Source organism: Lentibacter sp. XHP0401 (assembly GCF_025751535.1).
GTDB lineage: Bacteria > Pseudomonadota > Alphaproteobacteria > Rhodobacterales > Rhodobacteraceae > Lentibacter.
The window spans coordinates 249,967-270,954 of sequence record NZ_JAOWLC010000002.1 but is presented as its reverse complement, the minus strand read 5'-3'; the positions used below and the strand labels follow the sequence as shown (position 1 = coordinate 270,954).

Here is a 20,988-nt window from a genome sequence, read left to right as displayed (position 1 = left end):
GCACTTGCCCTACATCGCGGGCATGACAGAGAGATTACACATCATCGGCGGAGGCCTCGCAGGCTCTGAAGCCGCCTGGCAGGCCGCCCAAATGGGCGTGCCCGTAACCATTCATGAAATGCGCCCAAAGGTCGGCACATTCGCGCACCAGACAGGCGATCTCGCCGAAATGGTCTGCTCCAATTCCTTCCGTTCCGATGACAGCGAGCAAAACGCCGTGGGCCTTCTCCACTGGGAAATGCGCGCCGCTGGCGGCATCATCATGCAAACCGCAGACAAACACCGCCTCCCCGCGGGCGGGGCTCTGGCGGTTGATCGTGACCCCTTCGCCGCCTCTGTCACAGCTGCGCTCAAAGCGCACCCGCTCATTGAGGTTTCCTACGAAGAAATCACCGAGCTGCCCACATCCGGCCACTGGATCATCGCCACTGGCCCGCTCACCTCCGACGCGCTGAGCAAAGCCATCGCCAAGGCCACAGGCGCTGATGCGCTCGCCTTCTTTGATGCCATCGCCCCGATTGTTTACACCGACAGTATCAACATGGACGTGGCATGGATGCAGTCGCGCTACGACAAAGGAGACAGCGAGGAAGAGCAGAAAGCCTACCTCAACTGCCCGATGGACGAAACACAATACAACGCCTTCATCGACGCGCTGCTGGCTGCCGAGAAAACCGAATTCCGCGAGGGCGAGACCGCTGGTTACTTTGATGGCTGCCTGCCGATCGAGGTTATGGCAGAGAGGGGCCGCGAAACGCTCCGCTTCGGCCCGATGAAACCCGTCGGTCTTACCAACCCGCACGCCCCCGATGTAAAGGCCCACGCCGTTGTGCAACTGCGCTTTGACAACGCTCTCGGCACGCTGATGAACATGGTCGGCTTTCAAACCAAGATGAAATACGGCGCGCAAAAAGAAGTCTTCGCGATGATTCCCGGCCTCGAAGAGGCCAGCTTCGCCCGCCTCGGCGGCATTCACCGCAACAGCTTCATCAACTCGCCCACGCTGCTGGATAACCAACTCCGCTTGCGTTTCGCGCCGCACATCCGTTTCGCAGGCCAGATCACCGGCGTCGAAGGCTATGTCGAAAGCGCAGGCATGGGCCTTCTCGCGGGCCGCCTAGCCGCCGCCGAAATGATGGACAAAACGCTTGAAGCCCCGGCACCCGAAACAGCCACAGGCGCACTGGTCACCCACATCACAGGCGGCGCCGAGGCCAAGACCTTCCAGCCGATGAACGTCAATTTCGGCCTCTTCCCGCCGGTCGATGGCCTAAAATCAGGCCGCCGTGGCCGCAAGGACCGCTACAAAGCCTACACAGACCGCGCCAAGTTACTCTGGAAAGACTGGCTGGACGCGCAGGCATAACCATTGCTAAACTTGTCCCATGACAGACAAGTTTCTTGATAAAGCCTACGGCACAACAGGCGACACGCGCGAGCTCTATAGTGCGTGGGCCAAATCCTATGATGAAGAGCTCGGGTCCAACGGCTACGCCACCCCCGAGCGCTGCGCCAAAGCCCTCGCCAAACACAGCAAGGACAAATCCGCCCCGATCCTCGATTTCGGCTGCGGCACGGGCCTCTCGGGCCTCGCTCTCAAACTGGCAGGCTTTGAAGTGATCGACGGTGTCGATGTCACCGAAGACATGCTCAAAGTCGCGGCCGAAAAGCAGATCTACCGAAACCTCACCCAAATCGAGCCGGGCAAGCCGCTCCCCCACGCTCCGGGAACCTACGCCGCCATCACCGCCATAGGCGTGATCGGCACGGGTGCCGCGCCTGTATCTGTGTTTGATCTGATCATGAAAGGCCTCGCCAAAGGCGGCCTCACAGTGGTCAGCCTCAATGATCACGCGCTCGAAGACCCAAATTTTGAAGGCAAGCTCAACGAGTATCTCGATTGCGGAAGCGCGCGCCTGCTGCATAAGGAATATGGGCCACACATCACGGCTATCAACCTCAACTCCAACGTATATGTGCTTGAAAAAACGTGATATTCGCAACACGGTTCGCTCCAAGCCCCACTGGCCCGCTGCACCTTGGCCATGCCTACTCGGCCATTCTGGCGCACGACATGGCACAGGCCGCACAGGGCCGATTCCTGTTACGCATTGAAGATATCGACAGCTCCCGCGCCCGTCCCGAATGGGAAGCGCAAATCTATGATGATCTGGCGTGGCTTGGTCTCACTTGGGAAAAGCCCGTGCTGCGCCAATCCGCACGCTTGCCTGCCTACCGCGCAGTGCTCACCCGCCTCTGGGCGCTTGGCCTCATCTATCCCTGCACCTGTAGCCGCCGCGACATTGCCGAGGCCGCCTCCGCCCCGCAAGAAGGCGTTGCGCCCGCCTTCGGACCCGACGGGTTGATCTACCCGGGAACCTGCCGCCATGTGCCCAACCCCGCATCCCCTCTGCCAAACGCGGTGCTGCGCCTCAACATGGCCCGCGCACTCGCCGGGCTGCCCGATCCGCTCACCTTCACTGAAACAGGCGCAGGACCAAACGGAGAAACGGGCCAGATCACCCTGCCGCACGCCATGCTCCTCTCCGAGGTCGGTGATATCATCTTGGCCCGCGCACAGATGGGGGCATCCTATCACCTCTCCGTGGTTCTGGATGATGACCACCAAGGCATAACTCTTGTGCCGCGCGGTCAGGATCTCTTCACGGCGACCTACATCCATGTTGTGCTACAAAAGCTGCTTGGCCTGTCTACACCTGCGTATCATCACCACCGCCTGATCCGCGACGAGGCAGGCAAGCGCCTTGCCAAACGCGATGATGCCCGCGCCATCAGCCTCTACCGGGACGAGGGCAAAACACCGTCAGATATTCGCGCCATGGTTGGCCTCTAATCGTCCATCGGCTTCATCAATTCACGCTCGCTGCCATCAATCACCGAAGTGTAAAAGCACGACCGTCTGTTTGTGTGGCACGCAGCACCGACCTGCTTGATCACCAGAAGCAGCGCATCACGGTCACAATCCACCCGCATATCTATAAGCTCTTGCGTATGTCCGCTGGTCTCGCCCTTGATCCAGAATGACTTTCTTGATCTTGACCAATAGGTTACGCGCCGGGTCTCAAGTGTTTTTTCAACAGCCTCGGCGTTCATCCATGCCATCATCAAAATTTCTCCGGTCCCCTCATCCTGCGCAATTGCAGGGATCAACCCTTTGTCATCAAACTTGAGTGACTGTGCATCAAAGCGCATGATCTATCCTTTTCATAGAGGTCCAATGTGGCTATCTATGCCAAGTTACGGGAGAGAATACCATGAGCAATGACACCGATCTGATCAAACTCTATTCGGCCCGTATCCTGGCGCTCGCCGCTGACATTCCCCACCTTGACAGGCTGGACAATCCCTCCGGCACAGCCCATCGCCGCGCGCCACTGTGCGGCTCAAACATCACTGTCGATGTCGCGGTGGAGGCTGGCAAAATCTCCGGCTTCGGCCAGGATGTCAAAGCCTGTGCGCTCGGTCAGGCCGCAGCCTCAGTGGTTGCCGCCAATGCAATCGGCTGCACCCGGGAGCAGATCCAAAAGGCCCACGACCAGCTTCTCGCCATGCTCAAAGAGAGCGGCCCCGAGCCCGACGCGCCGTTTAACGAGCTCAAAGTTCTGCTCCCTGCGCGCGAATACAAAAACCGCCACGCCTCCATCATGCTCTGCCTCGACGCCGCGCTTGATGCCATCGACGCCGCAGAGCAGCCCGCATAAAAAAACCGCCGCGCTCCAAAAGGAGGCGGCGGTGAAGTGCGTATGCTTCTGAAAACCGGCGACGAACAAGAAAGGCAGGACTTATTCGGTTTGGGACAGGCAGGTTAGTCTTTCAGCGCGCTTGATTGGGACAGTGCGCGCCGGAATTGGGTGAAGCATACGGGGCAGAAAACTGGAAAAAGATTAAGTCAGGCTCGGCACATGCAGGGCCACAACAAGGATCGTGAGAAGCGCAATCGCACCAAGCGCATCGGCAAGCATGGTTGAGTGCGAACGGGCGATAACATCTTTTACATCTTTGATCATGGTGGGCTCCTGCTCAGGATTGTTTGTTCTCTTTGTTGCCCCTTTGTTCTCATACTCTTAACGCACTGTAAAGAACTTTTTGAGAACATTTAGGGTAAAAATGAGAACAAAACAGTTAACCTACTGATATCAAACGAATTGCCTGATCCTGCTCCATGAGCCAAACCAGAACACGCACGGCCTTTCCGCGGGGGCTTTCAAGCTTAGGATCTTCATTCAGGAGCTTTCGCGCATCACTTTGCGCCACTTTCATCAATCCTGTCTGGCTTTCCATATCCGCCACGCGGAACTTCGGAACCCCCGATTGCGCCGTCCCGATCAAATCACCGGCGCCGCGCATTTCTAGGTCTACCTCGGCAATACGGAAGCCATCATCTGTGTCACGAAGTGTCGTCAGCCGCCGCTCACCGCCCTCATTCAGCGGTGCGCGATACATCAGCAAACAGGTCGATGCCCCCGTCCCGCGCCCCACGCGCCCACGCAACTGGTGCAGTTGTGAAAGGCCAAAGCTCTCGGCGCGCTCGATGACCATAATGGTCGCATTGGGCACATCAACCCCCACCTCAATCACCGTGGTTGCCACCAAAACGCTCAGCTCACCACTTTGAAACGCCGCCATTGCCGCGTCTTTCTCCTCGGGTGGCATCTGCCCGTGCACAAGCCCCACGCGCCCGTCTCCGAGCCGTGCGCGCAGCGCCTTGAAGCGCTCTTCTGCCGCCGCCAGATCAACACTTTCGCTCTCGTCCACCAGAGGGCACACCCAATACGCCTGCTTGCCCTCGGCCACAGCGCCCTTGAGGTGGTCAATCACCTCGTCCATCCGCTGCGTGCTCACCAGAGCGGTCTTGATAGGCTGCCGTCCCGCCGGTTTTTCATCCAGCACAGACACATCCATATCGCCATATTGTGCCAGCGCCAGAGAGCGCGGAATAGGCGTTGCCGTCATCACAAGCACATCCGCACTCACACCCTTTTTTCCCAATTCCAGCCGCTGGCGCACCCCGAAGCGGTGCTGCTCATCGACGATCGCCAGCCGCAAGTCGGCAAACTCTACATCCTTCTGAAACACCGCATGTGTGCCGACCAAAATCGCAATTTCGCCGTTCGCCAGAGCCGCCAGCTTCTCGGCACGCGCGCGGCCCTTGTCACGCCCTGTCAGCAACTCAAGGCGCACACCCGCCGCCGCCGCCAAAGGCTGCAAGCCCGCCAAATGCTGCCGCGCCAATATCTCCGTAGGCGCCATCATCACCCCCTGCCCACCGGCCTCAACCGCAACCAGAAGCGCCATCAACGCCACAAGTGTCTTGCCCGCGCCCACATCGCCCTGCAACAAACGGTTCATCCGCGCAGGCCGCGCCATATCTTCTGCAATCTCACCGATCGCGCGGCGCTGCGCCCCCGTCGGCTCAAATGGCAGGCTCGCCAGAACACGCGCGCGCAACTTTCCGCTTCCCTCGCTCACCCGCCCTTTGCCCTTCCGCCGTGTCATTCGCGCCAAAGCCAGTGTCACCTGATGGGCGAAAAACTCGTCATAAGCCAGCCGCTCCCGCGCGGGCGCCGTGCTCGCCAAATCGGCAAACCCCTTGGGCGAATGCGCCGCCTGCGCCGCCTCGCCCCAGCTTGGCCAGCCCGCCTGTCGTATCTGCTCCGCATCGGCCCACTCGGCCACCTCAGGCAACCGCCCCAAAGCCGCGCGCGTCGCCTTATACATCACCTTCTGGCTCACGCCTGCAGTGAGCGGATAGACAGGCTCAAAGCTCGGCAAATCTGCCGCCTCATGCGGCTCCAGAATATGGTCAGGATGGGTCATCTGGATGATGTTATCAAACATCTCGAGCTTGCCGGAAACGACCCTCCGCGCACCTTCGGGCAGAATTTTGCGCAGATAATCGCCCCGCGCATGAAAGAACACGAGCTCAAAACTCGTCCCGCTGTCTTCTACCTGCACCCGCGTTGGCCGCCCCCGCGCACGCGCCTCATGATGCTTGATCACCTCAACTTCAACTGTCGCAACGCAAGGATAATCCAGCCCCAGAACAGTCGGCCTCAAAGCACGGTCAACGCCCGTGTAGGGCAGCGTAAACACCAGATCGCGCGGCTTGAAAACATGCAGATGCTCCAAAAGCTTGGCCGTCTTCGGCCCCACGCCTTCCAGCGTTTCAAGCTCGGCAAACAGCGGGAACAGCTCGGGCGGTCGACTGCTCATAGCCCCGCCACCAGCGCGATCCAGCCATCTTCATCTATTGTTTCAATGCCAAGCTCCGCTGCCTTTTTCGCCTTGCTTCCCGCACCCGGCCCCGCGATCAGCAGGTCGGTTTTGGCCGAAACAGAACCCGACACTTTCGCGCCAAGGCTCTCGGCACGCGCCTTTGCTTCCGCGCGTGTCATCTTCTCGAGCGCGCCGGTAAAAACAAGCGTTTTGCCCGCCACAGGGCTGTCACTGCTCACCGCTTCAGCATCTTCAATCTCAAGCTCGGCCACCAGCCGCTCGATGCTTTCGCGCTCATACTCCTGCGCAAAAGCCGTCACCAGCGCCCGCGCCATCACCTCGCCGACGCCATCAATGTTCAAAAGTTCTGCCCATGCAGCACTGCTCTCGTCCTCCGCCGCACGCACGGCATTCACGAATGCCTCCCAACTCAGGTAATAATTGGCAAACAGCTTGCCCGCCTGCTCGCCCACGTGGCGAATGCCAAGCGCAAACAAAAGCCGCGCAAAACCGATCTTGCGCTTCTCGTCTATCGCCTCGAACAGCTTTTCTGCCGAGCGCGCCCCCCAGCCCTCACGGTTTTTCAACTTGGTCAGATTGTCAGCATCGCGCCTCTCAAGCGTGAAAATATCCGCAGGCTCGCGAATGGGCAGTTGATCATCTCCGTAAAACATCTCGATCTGTTTTGCGCCCAGCCCGTCAATATCAAACGCTTTGCGGCTCACAAAATGCTTCAACTTTTCTACCGCCTGTGCAGGGCAGATCAGCCCGCCCATACAACGGCGCACTGCGTCCCCCTCCTCGCGGATCGCGTCCGAGCCACACTCGGGGCAAACCGTCGGAAAAGCATAAGGCACAGCGCTTTCCGGCCGCTGGCTCAGGTCGACATCGGCAATTTTGGGGATCACATCTCCAGCGCGGTAAACCTGCACCAAATCTCCGATCCGGATATCTTTACCGCCGCGAATGTCCTCGCCCTTGTTGTCGCGCCCCTTGATGTAATCTTCGTTGTGCAACGTCGCGTTTGACACAACAACCCCGCCCACCGTCACAGGCACCAGCCGCGCCACAGGGCTCAAAGCGCCTGTGCGGCCCACCTGAATGTCAATCGCCTCAAGCCGTGTCCAGGCCAGCTCGGCGGGAAATTTATGCGCCACAGCCCATCTCGGCGTGGTGCTGCGAAAGCCGAGGCGCTCCTGCAGCGCAAGGTCGTTAACCTTATAAACCACCCCGTCAATGTCATAAGGTAGCTCAGGCCGCGCCGTGCCGATCTTGTTGTAATGCTCGATCAACTCATCCGTCCCGGCACAAAGCGCCGTGAGCGGGTTGGTTTCAAAGCCAAGGTCTTTCAGCCGTAAAATAGCTTTCATCTGCGTGTCGGCGAGCGGGTCTGAAACCTCGCCCCAGGCATAGGCAAAAAATGCCAGTGGCCGCGCACGGGTGATTGTTGCATCAAGCTGGCGCAAAGAGCCGGCGGCGGCATTGCGCGGATTGGCAAATGTCTTGGCTCCCCGCGCCTCTTGCGCCACGTTCAGCGCCTCAAAATCATCGTGGCGCATATACACTTCGCCGCGCACTTCCAGAACCTCGGGTGCACCTGTCAGCTTCTGCGGGATGTTCGCAATCGTGCGCGCATTTTCGGTCACGTTCTCGCCTGTTTCGCCGTCGCCCCGCGTCGCCGCTTGCACAAGCTCGCCCCGCTCATAGCGCAGCGAAAGGCTCAGTCCGTCAATCTTCGGCTCCGCCGTAAAGCTCAGCGCGCTTTCCTCAATGCCCAGAAATTTCGCCACGCGGCCGGTAAATTCGGCGACGTCTCCCTCTTCAAACGCATTACCGAGTGAGAGCATCCGAACCGCGTGTTTGACTTTGGCAAACCCCTCGCTCGGGGCCGCGCCCACCTGCTCGCTGGCGCTATCGGCCCGCTTCAGCGCCGGAAAGCGCGCCTCAATTTCCGCGTTGCGCCGCTTCAAGCTGTCATACTCCGCATCCGAAATCTCGGGGGCGTCCTGCCCGTGATAGGCCTCATTGGCCTTGGCCAGCAATGCCGCCAGCCGCGCCAGTTCGGCCTTCGCCGCCTCTTCGTTCATCTGCGAAATGTCTTCTTCCAGCACGCGCGCTCCACCTTTGCAGTGACCCTTGTAAAAGCCTTGCCCCTACATGCCTCAAGTCTGCCCGCTGCGCCAGAGGCGGGCAATATGCAAAAGCGCTCGAGGTCCAAAACAAAAGCGGCGCAGCGAGATAAACCGCTGCGCCAGTCGGGAGGAAATGCTGCTTTAGGCCTTACGCGCCAAGCGCGATCGGCCTGTCATCGAGTATTTCTGGCTGAGGATCGCGCAGCACGTAACCGCGTCCCCAGACCGTCTCGATATAGTTTGCGCCATCCGTGGCATTGGCGAGCTTCTTGCGCAGCTTGCAGATGAACACATCGATAATCTTGAGTTCAGGCTCGTCCATGCCGCCGTAAAGATGGTTGAGAAACATTTCTTTCGTCAGTGTCGTGCCTTTGCGCAGGCTCAAAAGCTCAAGCATCTGGTATTCCTTGCCCGTCAGATGCACAGGCTTGCCGCCCACATCCACGGTTTTGGCATCGAGGTTCACCATAATGCGCCCCGTCTTGATCACCGATTGGGAATGCCCCTTGGAGCGGCGGATAATCGCATGAATACGCGCCACAAGCTCTTCGCGGTGAAATGGCTTGGTCAGATAATCATCCGCACCAAAGCCGAAGCCCTTGATCTTGTTTTCCGTATCGTCCGAACCCGACAAAATGAGGATAGGCGTTTCCACCTTGGCCAGCCGCAACTGGCGCAGCACCTCATGACCGTTCATATCAGGCAAGCCGAGATCCAGCAGAATCAGATCGTAGTCATAGAGCTTGGCCAGATCGATCCCCTCTTCGCCCATGTCGGTTGTGTAGACATTCAGGTTGGCATGGGTGAGCATCATCTCGATACTTTTCGAGGTCGTCGGGTCGTCTTCAACAAGCAACACACGCATTAATAAATTCTCCGCAATATTCACATCATTGGACTAAACGTGAACAAAATTGGTTAACCACTCGTTACCATAAACAAAAAAAGTTTCTTAACAACTTAAGATTGTTTGCGCGCGCGCAGCTGTGTGACCTTTAGGCCAGCATCTCCATAGGTGCGAACTGCATGAATCCACTCGAAAAACTCTTCCTCGCTCAAGGCATAGGTTTTCAGGGCCGCGCCCTGTGTGATCAGTCCGTAGAGCACCGCCCGCACGACAAGCGCCTTGCGTGAAGCAACCCAGCGTTGTGTGTCGGCGGGGGGCAAATCCGCCAGCGTAATCACTTGTCCGTCAGGCAGGCTAACAGCCCTTGGACCATCGACTTTCTTGAGATACATGGCATAAACCTCTTATGGAACATGGCCAACCTCGCCCAAACCACTTAAAGAGGCATGAACCCAAACCCCAAGAAAACACCGCAATTTATGCTTGTTTTCAGAGAACTTTCGGAGCCTGCGATGACAACCGCAACAGATACCAAGCTCAACTCCCTCGGCTTCGCCAAGCCCGAGAGCGAGACCCGTGTGGTTGTTGCCATGTCAGGCGGCGTAGACAGCTCGGTTGTCGCCGCCATGCTCGCAGAAGAGGGCTATGACGTGATCGGTGTCACCCTCCAGCTCTATGATCATGGCGCAGCTCTGGCCAAATCCGGCGCATGTTGCGCAGGCATTGATATCCACGATGCCCGCCGCGTCGCCGAAGAAATGGGCTTCCCACACTATGTCCTTGATTATGAAAACATCTTCAAAGACGCGGTGATCGACGAGTTCGCCGACAGCTACCTTGGCGGCGCAACCCCTGTGCCCTGCATCCGCTGCAACGAGCGGGTAAAGTTCAAAGATCTGCTCGCCACAGCCCGTGATCTGGATGCAGATTGTATGGCCACGGGCCACTACATACAGCGCAAATTGGGCGCGCACGGTGCCGAGCTACACTCCGCAGCCGATGCCAACCGTGATCAAAGCTACTTCCTCTTCTCCACAACACCGGAGCAGCTCGAGTATCTGCGCTTCCCGCTCGGTCACCTCCCCTCAAAGGATGCAACCCGCGCGCTCGCCGCTAAATACGGCCTCAAAGTCGCGAACAAGCCCGACAGTCAGGACATCTGCTTCGTGCCCAACGGTGACTATGCCGCAGTCATCGAAAAGCTGCGCCCCGGCGCGGCCGAGCCGGGCGATATCGTCGATATGGACGGCAATGTCCTCGGCACGCACACGGGCGTCATTCACTATACAATAGGCCAGCGGCGGGGCCTCGGCATCGGCGGTCTGGAAGACCCGCTCTATGTGGTGAAACTCGATGTTGATAACAAACGTGTCGTCGTCGGCCCCAAAGAGGCGCTGGCCACGCGGAACGTTCCCCTCGCCGAGATCAACTGGCTTGGAGATGAACCGTTTGAGGCAATCCCCGAGCGCCGTATCGCCGTCAAAGTCCGCTCCACGCGCCCGCCCCGCGAGGCAATCCTGCGCGCGACTGGTCCAAGCACTGGCGAGGTCGAGCTTCTCACCCCCGAAGAAGGCGTGAGCCCGGGCCAGGCCTGCGTGTTCTACGATCCCGAAGGCAGCCGTATCTATGGCGGCGGCTGGATCGTGAAAGCCTGAAACACGGTCTCACGGAAGCTTTCAAACACCTTATCGCAGCGTGCGCCGCCATTCCTTAATTCCTGTTAGCAAACAGGCTCTTCAGGCGGTGCACGCAGGGTGCACGCCCTGTGCACGCAAAGCACCCCCCTGGAATCAGCAGAGCCCAATTAGGTAAATATTAAGGACCTCAGCCTTAACACTTCCTTGTTCTCTTTCGGGGTGCTTGGCAGAGAAGCGTTGACACAAAAAGGGAACATGACTAGAACAAAACGAAGTTTAACCAAAAAAGGGAACGCGCAGATGCTTACCAAAAAACAGCTCGATCTGCTCGCATTCATCAACAAACGGGTGCAGCGCGATGGCGTGCCACCCAGCTTTGACGAGATGAAAGAGGCGCTTGATCTGCGCTCCAAATCCGGCATCCATCGCCTCATCACAGCCCTTGAAGAGCGCGGCTTTATCCGCCGTCTTGCACACCGCGCCCGCGCCATAGAAGTTGTAAAACTGCCCGAAAGCCTCGGCGGCGTCTCCACAGGCTTCACCCCCAAGGTGATCGACGGTGACAAGCCCGACAGCCGCCCCGATAGTGCTCAAACCATCAGTCATGTTCCCGCGCAGGAAATTCCTGTCATGGGCCGTATCGCAGCCGGTGTGCCCATCGCCGCGATCAGTGAAGTCTCACACAATGTCGCTGTGCCGACCAGCATGATACGTGAAAGCGGCGAGCATTACGCCCTTGAAGTCAAAGGCGATTCCATGATCGAGGCTGGCATCAACAATGGTGATGTCGTGGTCATCCGCGAAACCCAGACAGCCGAGAACGGCGATATCGTCGTGGCCCTCATCGAAGATCAGGAAGCCACGCTCAAGCGTTTCTTCCGCCGTGGCAATGCTATCGCCCTTGAGGCCGCAAACCCGGCCTATGAAACACGCGTCTTCCCTGACGATAAAGTCAAAGTGCAAGGCCGCCTCGTCGGACTTATCCGCACTTACTGAGGCTTTATTACCGAGCCTGATTTACATCATGGGCAATCGTCCAAAGCCTTCGGCCCGTGATCTCGCGGGCCGTTCGTATTCTGGCCTCACCGTCCTCAAAATAGATCGCAACAGCGCCCGACAGCTTCAACGAGGTCAAATCAAAGGTCAGGCAAGGCATTTCCCGCGCCCGTTTACCTGCCATGACAAGCACCTGGTTTTCCTTGCAATCCGCCGCTTCCACCTCGGACTTGCGCCGCGCATGAACAATCGGCAAGATCGCATTGCCCGAGGCCGACCCCCAGCCCTGCGCAGCACTTGCCTGACTGCGTATATCCCCGTCATTCTCCAACCAGCCCTTGGCCACAAAGCCACTGCCCTTTTCCACACTCAAAGCGCGGCCCTCTTTTGTCAGAATACCAACAAGCTTGCCATCATCCGAAATCAGCACATCGGGCCGCGTGGTCTGCGCCCATAGCAGCACAGACACAAGCATCGGCACAGTGCCCACAAGCCGCGCCTTGCCCTGCCAGAGTGCGAGCACCAGCGCACCAGAGCCCATCAGCGCCAGCACGCCTGCATCAGGCGCAATGATTGTTCCCCTTGCGCCATGAAGCCCTGCAAAATAGGCCGCAACCTCCAAAATCCAAGCGATGCCAAGCTCCATAACAAAAAAGCCGACACCCGATAGCCCGATGGGCCAAAGCAGCAGCGCCACAACCGCCGAGGGGATCACAACTGCCCCCATCAGTGGCACAGCCAGAAGGTTTGCGATCAACCCGTAATGAGCGATGTGATTGAAATGCGCCGCCGCAATCGGCGCAGTGGCAAGCCCTGCCACTGTCGAGGTGATCAACAGCGCTGAAAAAGGCCTGAGCCACTTGGGGCCGAGCTTGATATCATGGCTCCGCAGCACAGCGAAAACTGTCACAAGCGCCGTGGTCGCGGCGAATGACATTTGAAAGCCCGGTCCCAAGAGTGCCTCAGGCCGCCAGACAAGCACAATCAATGCTGCCGTGGCGACAGAGCGCAAACTGAACACCCGTCGTTCGAAAAACACCGCCCCAAGCGCCACCATCGCCATGATAAACGCCCGCTCCGTGGCCACAGAACCGCCCGACAGGAGCAGGTAGAAAAACGAGACAATCAGCGCGCCCACTGCCGCTGTCTTGCGGATCGGAACGCGGTGCCGCAGCGCGGGCACAAGCAGAAGCCCATAGCGCAGCGCCGCATAGATAAAACCCGATAGAAGCCCCATATGCAGGCCCGATATGGCCAGCAGATGCGCCAGATTGGTGTGGCGCAGGTTGTCGATGGTCTCTTGCGACATGCTGGAACGGTCGCCCGCCATGATCGTAGCGGCAAAAGCGCCGCGCTCGCCGCCGATCTTGCTGCGTACAAATTCGGAGAACGTATAACGCGCCTGACTGATGGGGGCCGAGGCCTTTGCCGGCTCAAGCAGCATCAGCGGCATACGGCTATAGCCCAACCCGCCAATTTGCATAAACCAGGCATGGCGCTGAAAATCAAATCCCCCCGGCTCAACAGGCCCTGAAGGCGCCGAAAGATGTGCGGTGATCAGGATTGTGCTGCCCGCTTGCGGCGTGGCCTCTGGACCATGCAACGCGACACGCACCCGTGTTGGCGTTTTTGTCGGCGGCATTCGTTCCAGAACCACCTGATCCAACGTGAGTCGCACTGCCCCGCTGGCCGATCGGTCCATTAACACAATCCGCCCCTCGACTGGTCCATAATAGTGCCACTGCAAAACAGGCCCCGAAACCCAATAAGCCTTCCCCCCCGCCAAAATAAAACCGCCAGACCCAAGCGCCACCGCCCATATCAGAGGCATGTACACACTTCGCCACTTTAGGAGCACCACAACACATAGAGCCGACACCCCCAGCAACACTGCAAATATCGCAAGATCTGGCTCTTCCCGCACCGAAAAGTAGGCCCCGATCCCGGCAGCAAGGCACACAGGAGCCCAAGGGTAAAACGCCCCGCGCTGCGCCAGCAGCACTTGCTCCAAACGGGCTCTAAGCGCCATGCCTTGTTCTTACCCCATGAGATAGTTAGACAGGCGACAATTCTTGCCAAATCTTAGTTACCGAAAGGTTAATAGCCCCATGCCAAAGCCCGCCGAGCAGCAAGTTGTCACCCGTATCGCCCCCTCGCCAACGGGTTTCATGCACATCGGAACCGCGCGTACAGCCCTGTTCAACTGGCTCTACGCGCGCGGACGTGGCGGCAAGTTCCTCCTGAGGATTGAAGACACCGACCGCGCACGCTCAACCCCCGAAGCGACAGACGCTATCCTGCGCGGCATGGAGTGGCTCGGGCTTGATTATGATGGCGAAGCTGTCAGCCAGTTCGAGCAAAGCGCGCGCCACGCCGAAGTCGCCAACCAACTGTTGGCCGAAGGCCACGCCTACAAGTGTTTCGCAACCCAAGACGAAATCGCCGCCTTCCGCGAAGAAGCCCGTGCCGCCGGAACAAGCACACACTATCGCTCCCCCTGGCGTGATGCCGATGCAAGCACACACCCGGATGCACCATATGTGATACGTATCAAGGCCCCGCGTGAGGGCCAAACAGTGATCCGCGATCAGGTGCAAGGCGATGTCACCATCCAGAACGAGCAGCTCGACGATATGATCCTGCTGCGCTCGGATGGCTCGCCTGTTTATATGCTTGCGGTGGTGGTTGATGACCACGATATGGGTGTCACCCATGTCATCCGCGGCGACGATCATCTCAACAATGCGGCTCGCCAGATGCTGATCTACGAAGCGATGGGCTGGCCCCTGCCCGTTTACGCCCATATTCCGCTCATCTATGGCCCGGATGGCAAGAAACTCTCCAAGCGTCACGGCGCAACCGGCGTGGAGGAATATCAACACATGGGCTACCCCGCCTCTGGCATGCGCAACTACCTTGCCCGCCTCGGCTGGAGCCATGGCGATGACGAATTTTTCACCGACACTCAAGCACTTGAGTGGTTTGACTTGCCAAGCATCGGCAAATCCCCCGCTCGATTTGATTTCAAAAAACTCGAGAATCTCTGCGGCCAGCATATTGCCCATACAGAAAATGCTGCACTGCTGCATGAACTTCAGGAATATCTCGTAGCAACAGATCAGCTGAGCCTACCCGAGGCAAAAAAAACGCTGCTTGAAGCAGCCATGCCCCAGCTAAAAGAACGCGCAAAAACATACGGGGAACTTCTTGATAAGGCTACCTTTATCATGGCCGATCGCCCAATTGTTCCCGATGAAAAAGCGGCCGGCGCACTTGATACTGTATCCCGTGGCATACTGAAAGAATTGACGCCGCATCTGCAAAATGTTAGCTGGTGCAGGCTGGACCTTGAGGCGCTTCTGAACGGCTTTGCCGAAGAAAGAGACACCAAGTTTGGCAAGCTTGCAGCACCGCTCCGCGCAGCCCTTGCAGGACGGTCGGCAACACCCAGCGTCTTTGACATGATGCTGGTTCTTGGTCGGGATGAAACAATCGCCCGCATCGAGGATGCTGCGGCTTAGAGGCGTTAATTGTCTCTAAAGCCCGACAAGATATGACACGCTTGGGCGATGCGCGCTCGAGACTATTGAGGATGAGGCCAAGATGACAGACAGCACCAAAAACGCAACGCTCACTATTGACGGAAACAGCTTCGAGCTGCCGATATACTCAGGGACAACCGGCCCCGATGTAATCGACATTCGCAAGCTCTACGCACAGGCAGGTGTGTTCACCTATGACCCGGGCTACACCTCAACCGCCTCATGCGACAGCACCATCACATTCATTGATGGCAACAAGGGCGAGCTTCTGCACCGCGGTTACCCGATCGACCAGTTGGCCGAAAAATCGCATTACCTCGAAGTCTGCTACCTTCTGCTCTACGGCGAACTGCCCACAGCGCCCGAGCTTGAAGACTTCGAAAACCGCGTCACGCGCCACACTATGGTGCACGAACAGATGCACAACTTCTTCCGTGGCTTCCGCCGCGATGCGCACCCGATGGCCACACTTGTGGGCGTTGTTGGTGCCATGTCGGCCTTCTATGCGGACAGCGCCGATGTAAATGACGAATGGCAGCGCGAAGTGGCCTCGATCCGTATGATCGCCAAAGTGCCGACAATCGCAGCCATGGCTTACAAATACTCCATCGGCCAGCCGTTTGTTTATCCACGCAATGATCTCGATTTTGCGTCAAACTTCCTGCACATGTGCTTCTCCGTGCCGGCCGAGGAATACAATGTCGATCCGATCCTGTCCCGCGCGATGGACCGTATCTTCACACTCCACGCTGATCACGAGCAAAACGCCTCGACATCAACAGTGCGTCTGGCCTCTTCTTCAGGGGCCAATCCGTTTGCTTGTATCGCTGCCGGCATCGCCTGTCTCTGGGGCCCCGCACACGGCGGCGCCAATCAGGCCTGCCTCGAAATGCTCAAGGAAATCGGCAGCAAAGACCGTATTCCCGAGTATATCGAGCGCGCCAAAGATAAGAACGATCCTTTCCGCCTCATGGGCTTTGGCCACCGTGTTTACAAAAACACAGATCCGCGCGCCAAGGTTCTCAAGCAATCAGCTGACGAAGTGTTGGAACTGCTCGGTGTTGAGAACAACCCGATTCTTGAAGTCGCCAAGGAGCTTGAGCAAGTCGCGCTCAACGACCCATACTTCATCGAGAAGAAGCTTTTCCCGAACGTTGATTTCTACTCAGGTATCATTCTTGAAGCGATGGGCTTCCCCACATCGATGTTCACTCCGATCTTTGCGCTGTCGCGCACTGTCGGCTGGATCTCACAGTGGAAAGAACAATTTGAAGACCCGCAACAGAAAATTGGCCGCCCACGTCAGCTTTACCTCGGTGAAACCGAGCGCAACTATGTCGACGTTGAAAAACGCTAACCAAAGCGTCTCGATCAAACACAAAAGGCCCGCCTCGTGCGGGCCTTTTTACGTTCTGGTCATACGCTTCAGGCCGTTTTGTATTTCAGTTTAACCGGTTCTAAGTGGTTCTGGGGCATCGTGAGGTATCATTCAGAAAGGATACCCCTGTGATCATACTCGCCACAACAATGCTTCTCGGCCTCGCTCTTGCCAGCACTTTCAGCCTTGATTTGGCCTCGCTAGAAGAAGAGCCTGACAACTCTGACCGCTATTCAGGCACACCTGAAGATGATGCTTTCACCGCCCGGGACGGCAACGCATTGATGATCGGGCAAGACGGAGACGATACACTGATAGGTGGTAGCGGAAATGACTGGCTGATTGGCGCGGATGGCAAGGACGAGCTTCACGGGGGCACAGGTCAGGATGTTTTGGTAGGAGGTGCAGGCGCCGACTACATGCTCGCAGGCGATGGTTCGGATTTCGTCGAAGCCGCCAATATCGTTGATATGAACGCGCTTGAAAGCAGTGCAGAAGCAGCACAGAACTTTCAGGACATTCACTTCCATTATGATTATTCCAATACGGATGACGAGGGCGACACCATCGACACAGGCGCTGGCGATGACACGATTATTCTCGGTGAAGCTGACAGTCTGACAAGTGGCGAAGGTTCTGACGAAATTGTCATTGGCGACTGGATCACCAAAGGACTTGCCGCAGAGGTGCTTGATTTTGACAGCGATGAGGATGTTCTCGTCGTCGCTTATCTACAGGACAAGGATGCACCGGATGTGGAGCTAAGCTACAATGAAGCCAAAACCGTTGCAGAGTTGCGCGCCGACGGCTTTCTGATGGCAAAGCTTCACACCACCAACGGACAAGTCTCTCTTAGTAACATTCGCCTTGCAGCCTATACTGCCTAGCGCCCTTCAAACTGTGGTCTGCGTTTTTCCAGGAAGGCAAGCACACCTTCCTTAAAGTCCCGGCTTTTGCCTGCTCGGCCCTGCTCTCGGGCTTCAAGGTTGAGTTGGTCTTCCAGTGTATTGTTCAGACTGGCATGCAACGCTTGCTTGGTGCGGTGGTAAGCTTCTGTCGGCCCCTGAGCCAAATGAGCCGCACGGGCGCGCCAGTGCGCTTCAAAATCCGCGTCTTCAACATGCTCCCAAATCAGCCCCATGCGGTCCGCCTCTTCGGCGCTGATTTTCTCGGCAAAAAGCGCCGCGCCCATAGCTTTGGCAGGGCCGATAAGCCGCGGCAAAAAGTAGGTTCCGCCCGCATCCGGAATAAGCCCGATGCGTGAAAACGCTTCCATGAAATATGCGCTTTTTGCAGCAATCACCACATCCGCACACAGCGCAAGATTTGCCCCCGCTCCTGCGGCTGCACCGTTCACGGCAGCAATCACCGGCACAGGCGCATCCACAATGGTTTTCACCATCGGATTATACTCATCCCGCAAGATCCGCTCCAAATCGATATGCGCCGCATTGCCGCCATCGCCCAAGTCCTGCCCCGAGCAGAAAGCCTTGCCGGTTCCGGTCAGCACAATAGCACGTGCGCCGTTCGCTAATGCTTCCCGCAAAGCCGCCGGAATTTCGGCACGCATCTGCGGCGTCATCGCATTCATTTTATCAGGGCGATTCAGGCTGATCACGGCGTACCCATCCGTGTTCAACTCATAGGTAATGGTCTCAAAGTTCATGAAATCTCTCGCGTTACTTAAAACCGAGTTAACCCGAGATCATCCCAAATGAAAAGTTAAACGGAGCGTCAATCCCGCATGATACGTTTAAGGCGCTCAGCCTCTTCTTCATTAAGCGTGTTGCTTCCCTCAGGGGTCGAGCGCGCCCGCGTGCGCAAATAAAACCCGCCAATGAGCAAGGCAAAAAGCAACATTGCAGGGCCAGCATAATACAAGATCATATTACTCCCCCCTTTGGTCGGGTTGAGCAGCACATATTCACCATAGCGGCTCACAATGAAAGACAGCACCTCTTCATCACTGTCGCCTTCCACAAGCCGTTCACGCACCAAAAGCCGAAGATCGCGCGCCAGTTCCGCGTTGCTGTCATCAATATTCTCGTTGCGGCATACCAGGCAGCGCAACTCTTGACTGAGCGCACGTGCGCGTTCTTCGAGAACAGGGTCACTCAGCACCTCGTTCGGCTGCACTGCCAATGCAGGTGCCGCCCAAAGCGCCAATGCCAGAAGGAACCATCTCATTCCGCAGGAACTCCCCTGACAGGTGTGGCTCGGCGCGCACCTGCAGCGACCCGATACCGTCGGTCAGACAGGCTGAGCGCGCCACCGAGAGCCATAAGGATAGCGCCACCCCAGATCCAGTTCGCCAAAGGTTTGTAGTAAGTTCTAAACGCCCAGCCGCCGCCTTCTTGCGCATCGCCGACAACAACATAAACATCACGGAAGAAGCCAATATCAATCGCCGCTTCGGTTGTTGGCATAGCCGCCACTGGATACACCCGTTTTTCAGGGTGCAGGGTCGACACGACACGACCGTTTTTCGACAAGGTTACATCGCCCATCGTTGAAAGGTAATTTGGCCCCTCAATCTGCTCCACCCCGTTCAAAAGCACTGTGTAACCCGCAAGTTCCAAGCTCTCACCATTCTTCAAAACCCGGATATCTTCCTGCTCCCAAGCGAGCAGACCGGCAATACCTGCCATGGTTACTCCAAGCCCTGCATGCGCGACAGCCTTGCCCCAATCGGCCCGTGGCAGGCGAAGCAGGCGAGAGAGTTTCTCTCCCCCACGACCGCGGCTGAGAAGGTCCGTTACGGCTCCGCCAATCAACCATGCGCCAAGGAAAAGCCCGACAGGGCCAAGGGCAGAGCGGCCAGTCTGTATAGCCCAAAACAGCGCGCCAACCGCAACGGCAAACACAAATGCAATCCGAAGCTGCGCTGCAACACGCCCGATTTTGCCCCGCTTCCAAGGCAACATAGCCCCAAGTGGCAGGATGAGTCCCAACAACACCATCAGCGGCGTAAAGGATGCGTTAAACCAAGGCGCACCAACCGAGAGCTTCCGCTCAAAAAACATCTCGCTAAAGAGCGGCCAGAGTGTCCCGATAAAGACAACGAAAGCCGAAACCGCGAGTAAGATGTTGTTCATAACAAGCGCAGATTCGCGGCTGACCACTCCGAAAACACCCTTGGCTTCCATCACACCCGCGCGGGCGGCGTAAAGCACAAGCGCTCCGCCCGTGAAGACCCCCATGATAAGCAAGAGAAACACGCCTCGCTCGGGGTCGGTGGCGAAGGCATGCACAGAGGTGATAATGCCCGAGCGCGTGATAAAGGCCCCCAAAAGCGAGAAGCTGAAGGCGATGATCGCAAGCAGAATGGTCCAGCTTTTCAGGCTTTCGCGTTTTTCCACAACGATCGCCGAATGAAGAAGTGCAACAGCGAGAAGCCACGGCATGAAGCTTGCGTTTTCAACCGGATCCCAAAACCAGAAACCGCCCCAGCCAAGCTCGTAATAAGCCCACCAAGAGCCCAAACCGATTCCAATTGTGAGAAAAATCCATGCTGCAAGCGTCCATGGGCGCACCCACCGTCCCCAAGCAGCATCAACGCGGCCCTCGATCAGTGCCGCAACAGCAAAGCTGAACGCCATAGAGAGGCCTACATAACCAAGGTATAGAAACGGCGGATGAAATGCGAGACCAGGGTCTTGCAAGAGCGGGTTCAGGTCTTTTCCGTTCAATGGCGCAGGATCGAGCCGCAAAAACGGGTTCGATGTAAACAAGACAAACGCCATAAAGGCAGCTGTGATCGAGGCCTGAACAGCCAGAATACGTGCCTTCAGAGTTGGCGGCAGCCCGTTTCCAAACCACGCAGCCATCGCGCCGAAAAGCGTGAGGATCAGCACCCAGAGCAGCATCGAGCCCTCATGGTTGCCCCAAACACCGGTGATTTTGTAAAGCATAGGCTTCGCTGTATGGCTGTTCATCCAGACAAGCTTGACGGAGAAATCCGACACAACGAAAGCATAGGTCAACGCGCCGAACGATGTCGCCGTCAGCAAAAAGAGGGCGTTCGAACCCGGCTCCGAAAACCGCATCCAGCCAGGCCAACGCTTGTAAGCCCCCACAAGCGGTATGACCGCCACAAAAATTGCGACTACAAATCCGAGGATCAGGGTGAAATGTCCGAGTTCTGCTACCATACCGCTTTCTAGACATTTATGTGGTCAACGCCAATGGAATTCGGACGTAAAAAGTGATCACATTGTCG

At 57.5% G+C, this 20,988-nt stretch carries 19 protein-coding genes; 9 read left to right on the top strand and 10 right to left on the bottom strand.

What is annotated here, in order from left to right:
* Positions 1-22: 22 nt before the first annotated feature.
* The 3 genes from trmFO to gluQRS are packed head-to-tail and all read left to right on the top strand — an operon-like array spanning position 23 to position 2,854.
* Positions 23-1,366: a methylenetetrahydrofolate--tRNA-(uracil(54)-C(5))-methyltransferase (FADH(2)-oxidizing) TrmFO gene (gene trmFO / locus OE750_RS04215; protein WP_263761726.1), complete on the top strand. Its 1,344-nt coding sequence runs from the start codon at positions 23-25 to the stop codon at positions 1,364-1,366.
* Between the two features lie 19 nt (positions 1,367-1,385).
* Positions 1,386-1,994: a class I SAM-dependent DNA methyltransferase gene (locus OE750_RS04210; RefSeq protein WP_263761724.1), complete on the top strand. Its 609-nt coding sequence runs from the start codon at positions 1,386-1,388 to the stop codon at positions 1,992-1,994.
* Positions 1,991-2,854, top strand: a complete 864-nt coding sequence (gene gluQRS / locus OE750_RS04205) for a tRNA glutamyl-Q(34) synthetase GluQRS (protein WP_263761722.1) — start codon at positions 1,991-1,993, stop codon at positions 2,852-2,854. The genes OE750_RS04210 and gluQRS overlap by 4 nt, the downstream gene beginning before the upstream one ends.
* Here gluQRS and hisI read toward each other — a convergent pair.
* Positions 2,851-3,213 carry a phosphoribosyl-AMP cyclohydrolase gene (gene hisI / locus OE750_RS04200; protein WP_263761720.1) on the bottom strand — a complete coding sequence of 121 codons (363 nt, stop codon included), beginning with the start codon at positions 3,211-3,213 and terminating at the stop codon, positions 2,851-2,853. The two genes, gluQRS and hisI, sit on opposite strands and share 4 nt — an antisense overlap.
* Before the next feature lie 62 nt (positions 3,214-3,275).
* On the opposite strand from hisI, the gene OE750_RS04195 reads away from it, so the two are divergent.
* The gene (locus tag OE750_RS04195; RefSeq protein ID WP_263761718.1) at positions 3,276-3,722 is read left to right on the top strand and encodes an iron-sulfur cluster assembly scaffold protein; all 447 of its coding nucleotides are present in this window, start codon (positions 3,276-3,278) and stop codon (positions 3,720-3,722) included.
* A 183-nt stretch (positions 3,723-3,905) separates the two neighbouring features.
* Here OE750_RS04195 and OE750_RS04190 read toward each other — a convergent pair whose 3' ends face one another.
* From OE750_RS04190 to OE750_RS04170, 5 genes are all read right to left on the bottom strand, one after another.
* Positions 3,906-4,028, bottom strand: coding sequence for a hypothetical protein (locus tag OE750_RS04190; protein ID WP_263761716.1), 123 nt, complete (start codon positions 4,026-4,028; stop codon positions 3,906-3,908).
* Positions 4,029-4,143: 115 nt separating this feature from the next.
* The gene (gene recG, locus OE750_RS04185) at positions 4,144-6,234 is read right to left on the bottom strand and encodes an ATP-dependent DNA helicase RecG (protein WP_263761714.1); all 2,091 of its coding nucleotides are present in this window, start codon (positions 6,232-6,234) and stop codon (positions 4,144-4,146) included.
* Positions 6,231-8,324: an NAD-dependent DNA ligase LigA gene (ligA, locus tag OE750_RS04180; RefSeq protein ID WP_263762018.1), complete on the bottom strand. Its 2,094-nt coding sequence runs from the start codon at positions 8,322-8,324 to the stop codon at positions 6,231-6,233. Before ligA ends, recG begins: the two co-directional genes overlap by 4 nt.
* 193 nt (positions 8,325-8,517) lie before the next feature.
* Positions 8,518-9,234 (bottom strand): response regulator transcription factor CtrA, encoded by a 717-nt coding sequence (ctrA, locus tag OE750_RS04175; RefSeq protein WP_263761712.1) that lies wholly within the window; start codon positions 9,232-9,234, stop codon positions 8,518-8,520.
* Between the two features lie 95 nt (positions 9,235-9,329).
* Positions 9,330-9,608 carry a DUF1153 domain-containing protein gene (locus tag OE750_RS04170; RefSeq protein WP_263761710.1) on the bottom strand — a complete coding sequence of 93 codons (279 nt, stop codon included), beginning with the start codon at positions 9,606-9,608 and terminating at the stop codon, positions 9,330-9,332.
* 120 nt (positions 9,609-9,728) lie between these two features.
* Between OE750_RS04170 and mnmA the strand changes: the two genes are divergently transcribed.
* Positions 9,729-10,871, top strand: a complete 1,143-nt coding sequence (mnmA, locus tag OE750_RS04165; protein WP_263761708.1) for a tRNA 2-thiouridine(34) synthase MnmA — start codon at positions 9,729-9,731, stop codon at positions 10,869-10,871.
* Positions 10,872-11,153: 282 nt separating this feature from the next.
* The gene (gene lexA / locus OE750_RS04160) at positions 11,154-11,849 is read left to right on the top strand and encodes a transcriptional repressor LexA (RefSeq protein WP_263761706.1); all 696 of its coding nucleotides are present in this window, start codon (positions 11,154-11,156) and stop codon (positions 11,847-11,849) included.
* 7 nt (positions 11,850-11,856) lie between these two features.
* Here the strand turns inward: lexA and OE750_RS04155 are convergent, their stop codons facing one another.
* Positions 11,857-13,878, bottom strand: coding sequence for a ComEC/Rec2 family competence protein (locus OE750_RS04155; protein WP_263761704.1), 2,022 nt, complete (start codon positions 13,876-13,878; stop codon positions 11,857-11,859).
* A gap of 79 nt (positions 13,879-13,957) precedes the next feature.
* On the opposite strand from OE750_RS04155, the gene gltX reads away from it, so the two are divergent.
* The 3 genes from gltX to OE750_RS04140 all read left to right on the top strand — a co-directional run bounded on the left by gltX (position 13,958) and on the right by OE750_RS04140 (position 17,656).
* On the top strand, positions 13,958-15,370 hold the full coding sequence (gene gltX, locus OE750_RS04150; RefSeq protein ID WP_263761702.1) for a glutamate--tRNA ligase: 1,413 nt from the start codon (positions 13,958-13,960) through the stop codon (positions 15,368-15,370).
* Positions 15,371-15,452: 82 nt separating this feature from the next.
* Entirely contained in the window at positions 15,453-16,748 is a 1,296-nt protein-coding gene (locus OE750_RS04145; protein WP_263761700.1) for a citrate synthase, read from the top strand.
* A 149-nt stretch (positions 16,749-16,897) separates the two neighbouring features.
* Positions 16,898-17,656 carry a calcium-binding protein gene (locus tag OE750_RS04140; protein ID WP_263761698.1) on the top strand — a complete coding sequence of 253 codons (759 nt, stop codon included), beginning with the start codon at positions 16,898-16,900 and terminating at the stop codon, positions 17,654-17,656.
* On the opposite strand, the gene OE750_RS04135 is transcribed toward OE750_RS04140, so the two are convergent.
* The 3 genes from OE750_RS04135 to OE750_RS04125 all read right to left on the bottom strand — a co-directional run bounded on the left by OE750_RS04135 (position 17,653) and on the right by OE750_RS04125 (position 20,920).
* On the bottom strand, positions 17,653-18,435 hold the full coding sequence (locus OE750_RS04135; RefSeq protein ID WP_263761696.1) for an enoyl-CoA hydratase-related protein: 783 nt from the start codon (positions 18,433-18,435) through the stop codon (positions 17,653-17,655). The two genes, OE750_RS04140 and OE750_RS04135, sit on opposite strands and share 4 nt — an antisense overlap.
* A 68-nt stretch (positions 18,436-18,503) precedes the next feature.
* On the bottom strand, positions 18,504-18,956 hold the full coding sequence (locus OE750_RS04130) for a cytochrome c-type biogenesis protein CcmH (protein ID WP_263761694.1): 453 nt from the start codon (positions 18,954-18,956) through the stop codon (positions 18,504-18,506).
* The gene (locus OE750_RS04125; protein ID WP_263761692.1) at positions 18,953-20,920 is read right to left on the bottom strand and encodes a heme lyase CcmF/NrfE family subunit; all 1,968 of its coding nucleotides are present in this window, start codon (positions 20,918-20,920) and stop codon (positions 18,953-18,955) included. Before OE750_RS04125 ends, OE750_RS04130 begins: the two co-directional genes overlap by 4 nt.
* Positions 20,921-20,988 lie beyond the last annotated feature (68 nt).

Bases quoted from the DNA above. Each gene is read 5' to 3' on its own strand.
- hisI (WP_263761720.1), bottom strand. From the start codon at position 3,213: ATGCGCTTTGATGCACAGTCACTCAAGTTTGATGACAAAGGGTTGATC.
- OE750_RS04190 (WP_263761716.1), bottom strand. From the start codon at position 4,028: ATGATCAAAGATGTAAAAGATGTTATCGCCCGTTCGCACTCAACCATG.
- OE750_RS04210 (WP_263761724.1), top strand. From the start codon at position 1,386: ATGACAGACAAGTTTCTTGATAAAGCCTACGGCACAACAGGCGACACG.
- recG (WP_263761714.1), bottom strand. From the start codon at position 6,234: ATGAGCAGTCGACCGCCCGAGCTGTTCCCGCTGTTTGCCGAGCTTGAA.
- ligA (WP_263762018.1), bottom strand. From the start codon at position 8,324: ATGAACGAAGAGGCGGCGAAGGCCGAACTGGCGCGGCTGGCGGCATTG.
- mnmA (WP_263761708.1), top strand. From the start codon at position 9,729: ATGACAACCGCAACAGATACCAAGCTCAACTCCCTCGGCTTCGCCAAG.
- OE750_RS04145 (WP_263761700.1), top strand. From the start codon at position 15,453: ATGACAGACAGCACCAAAAACGCAACGCTCACTATTGACGGAAACAGC.
- OE750_RS04125 (WP_263761692.1), bottom strand. From the start codon at position 20,920: ATGGTAGCAGAACTCGGACATTTCACCCTGATCCTCGGATTTGTAGTC.
- ctrA (WP_263761712.1), bottom strand. From the start codon at position 9,234: ATGCGTGTGTTGCTTGTTGAAGACGACCCGACGACCTCGAAAAGTATC.
- gltX (WP_263761702.1), top strand. From the start codon at position 13,958: ATGCCAAAGCCCGCCGAGCAGCAAGTTGTCACCCGTATCGCCCCCTCG.
- OE750_RS04170 (WP_263761710.1), bottom strand. From the start codon at position 9,608: ATGTATCTCAAGAAAGTCGATGGTCCAAGGGCTGTTAGCCTGCCTGAC.
- lexA (WP_263761706.1), top strand. From the start codon at position 11,154: ATGCTTACCAAAAAACAGCTCGATCTGCTCGCATTCATCAACAAACGG.
- OE750_RS04195 (WP_263761718.1), top strand. From the start codon at position 3,276: ATGAGCAATGACACCGATCTGATCAAACTCTATTCGGCCCGTATCCTG.
- OE750_RS04155 (WP_263761704.1), bottom strand. From the start codon at position 13,878: ATGGCGCTTAGAGCCCGTTTGGAGCAAGTGCTGCTGGCGCAGCGCGGG.
- trmFO (WP_263761726.1), top strand. From the start codon at position 23: ATGACAGAGAGATTACACATCATCGGCGGAGGCCTCGCAGGCTCTGAA.
- OE750_RS04135 (WP_263761696.1), bottom strand. From the start codon at position 18,435: ATGAACTTTGAGACCATTACCTATGAGTTGAACACGGATGGGTACGCC.
- OE750_RS04130 (WP_263761694.1), bottom strand. From the start codon at position 18,956: ATGAGATGGTTCCTTCTGGCATTGGCGCTTTGGGCGGCACCTGCATTG.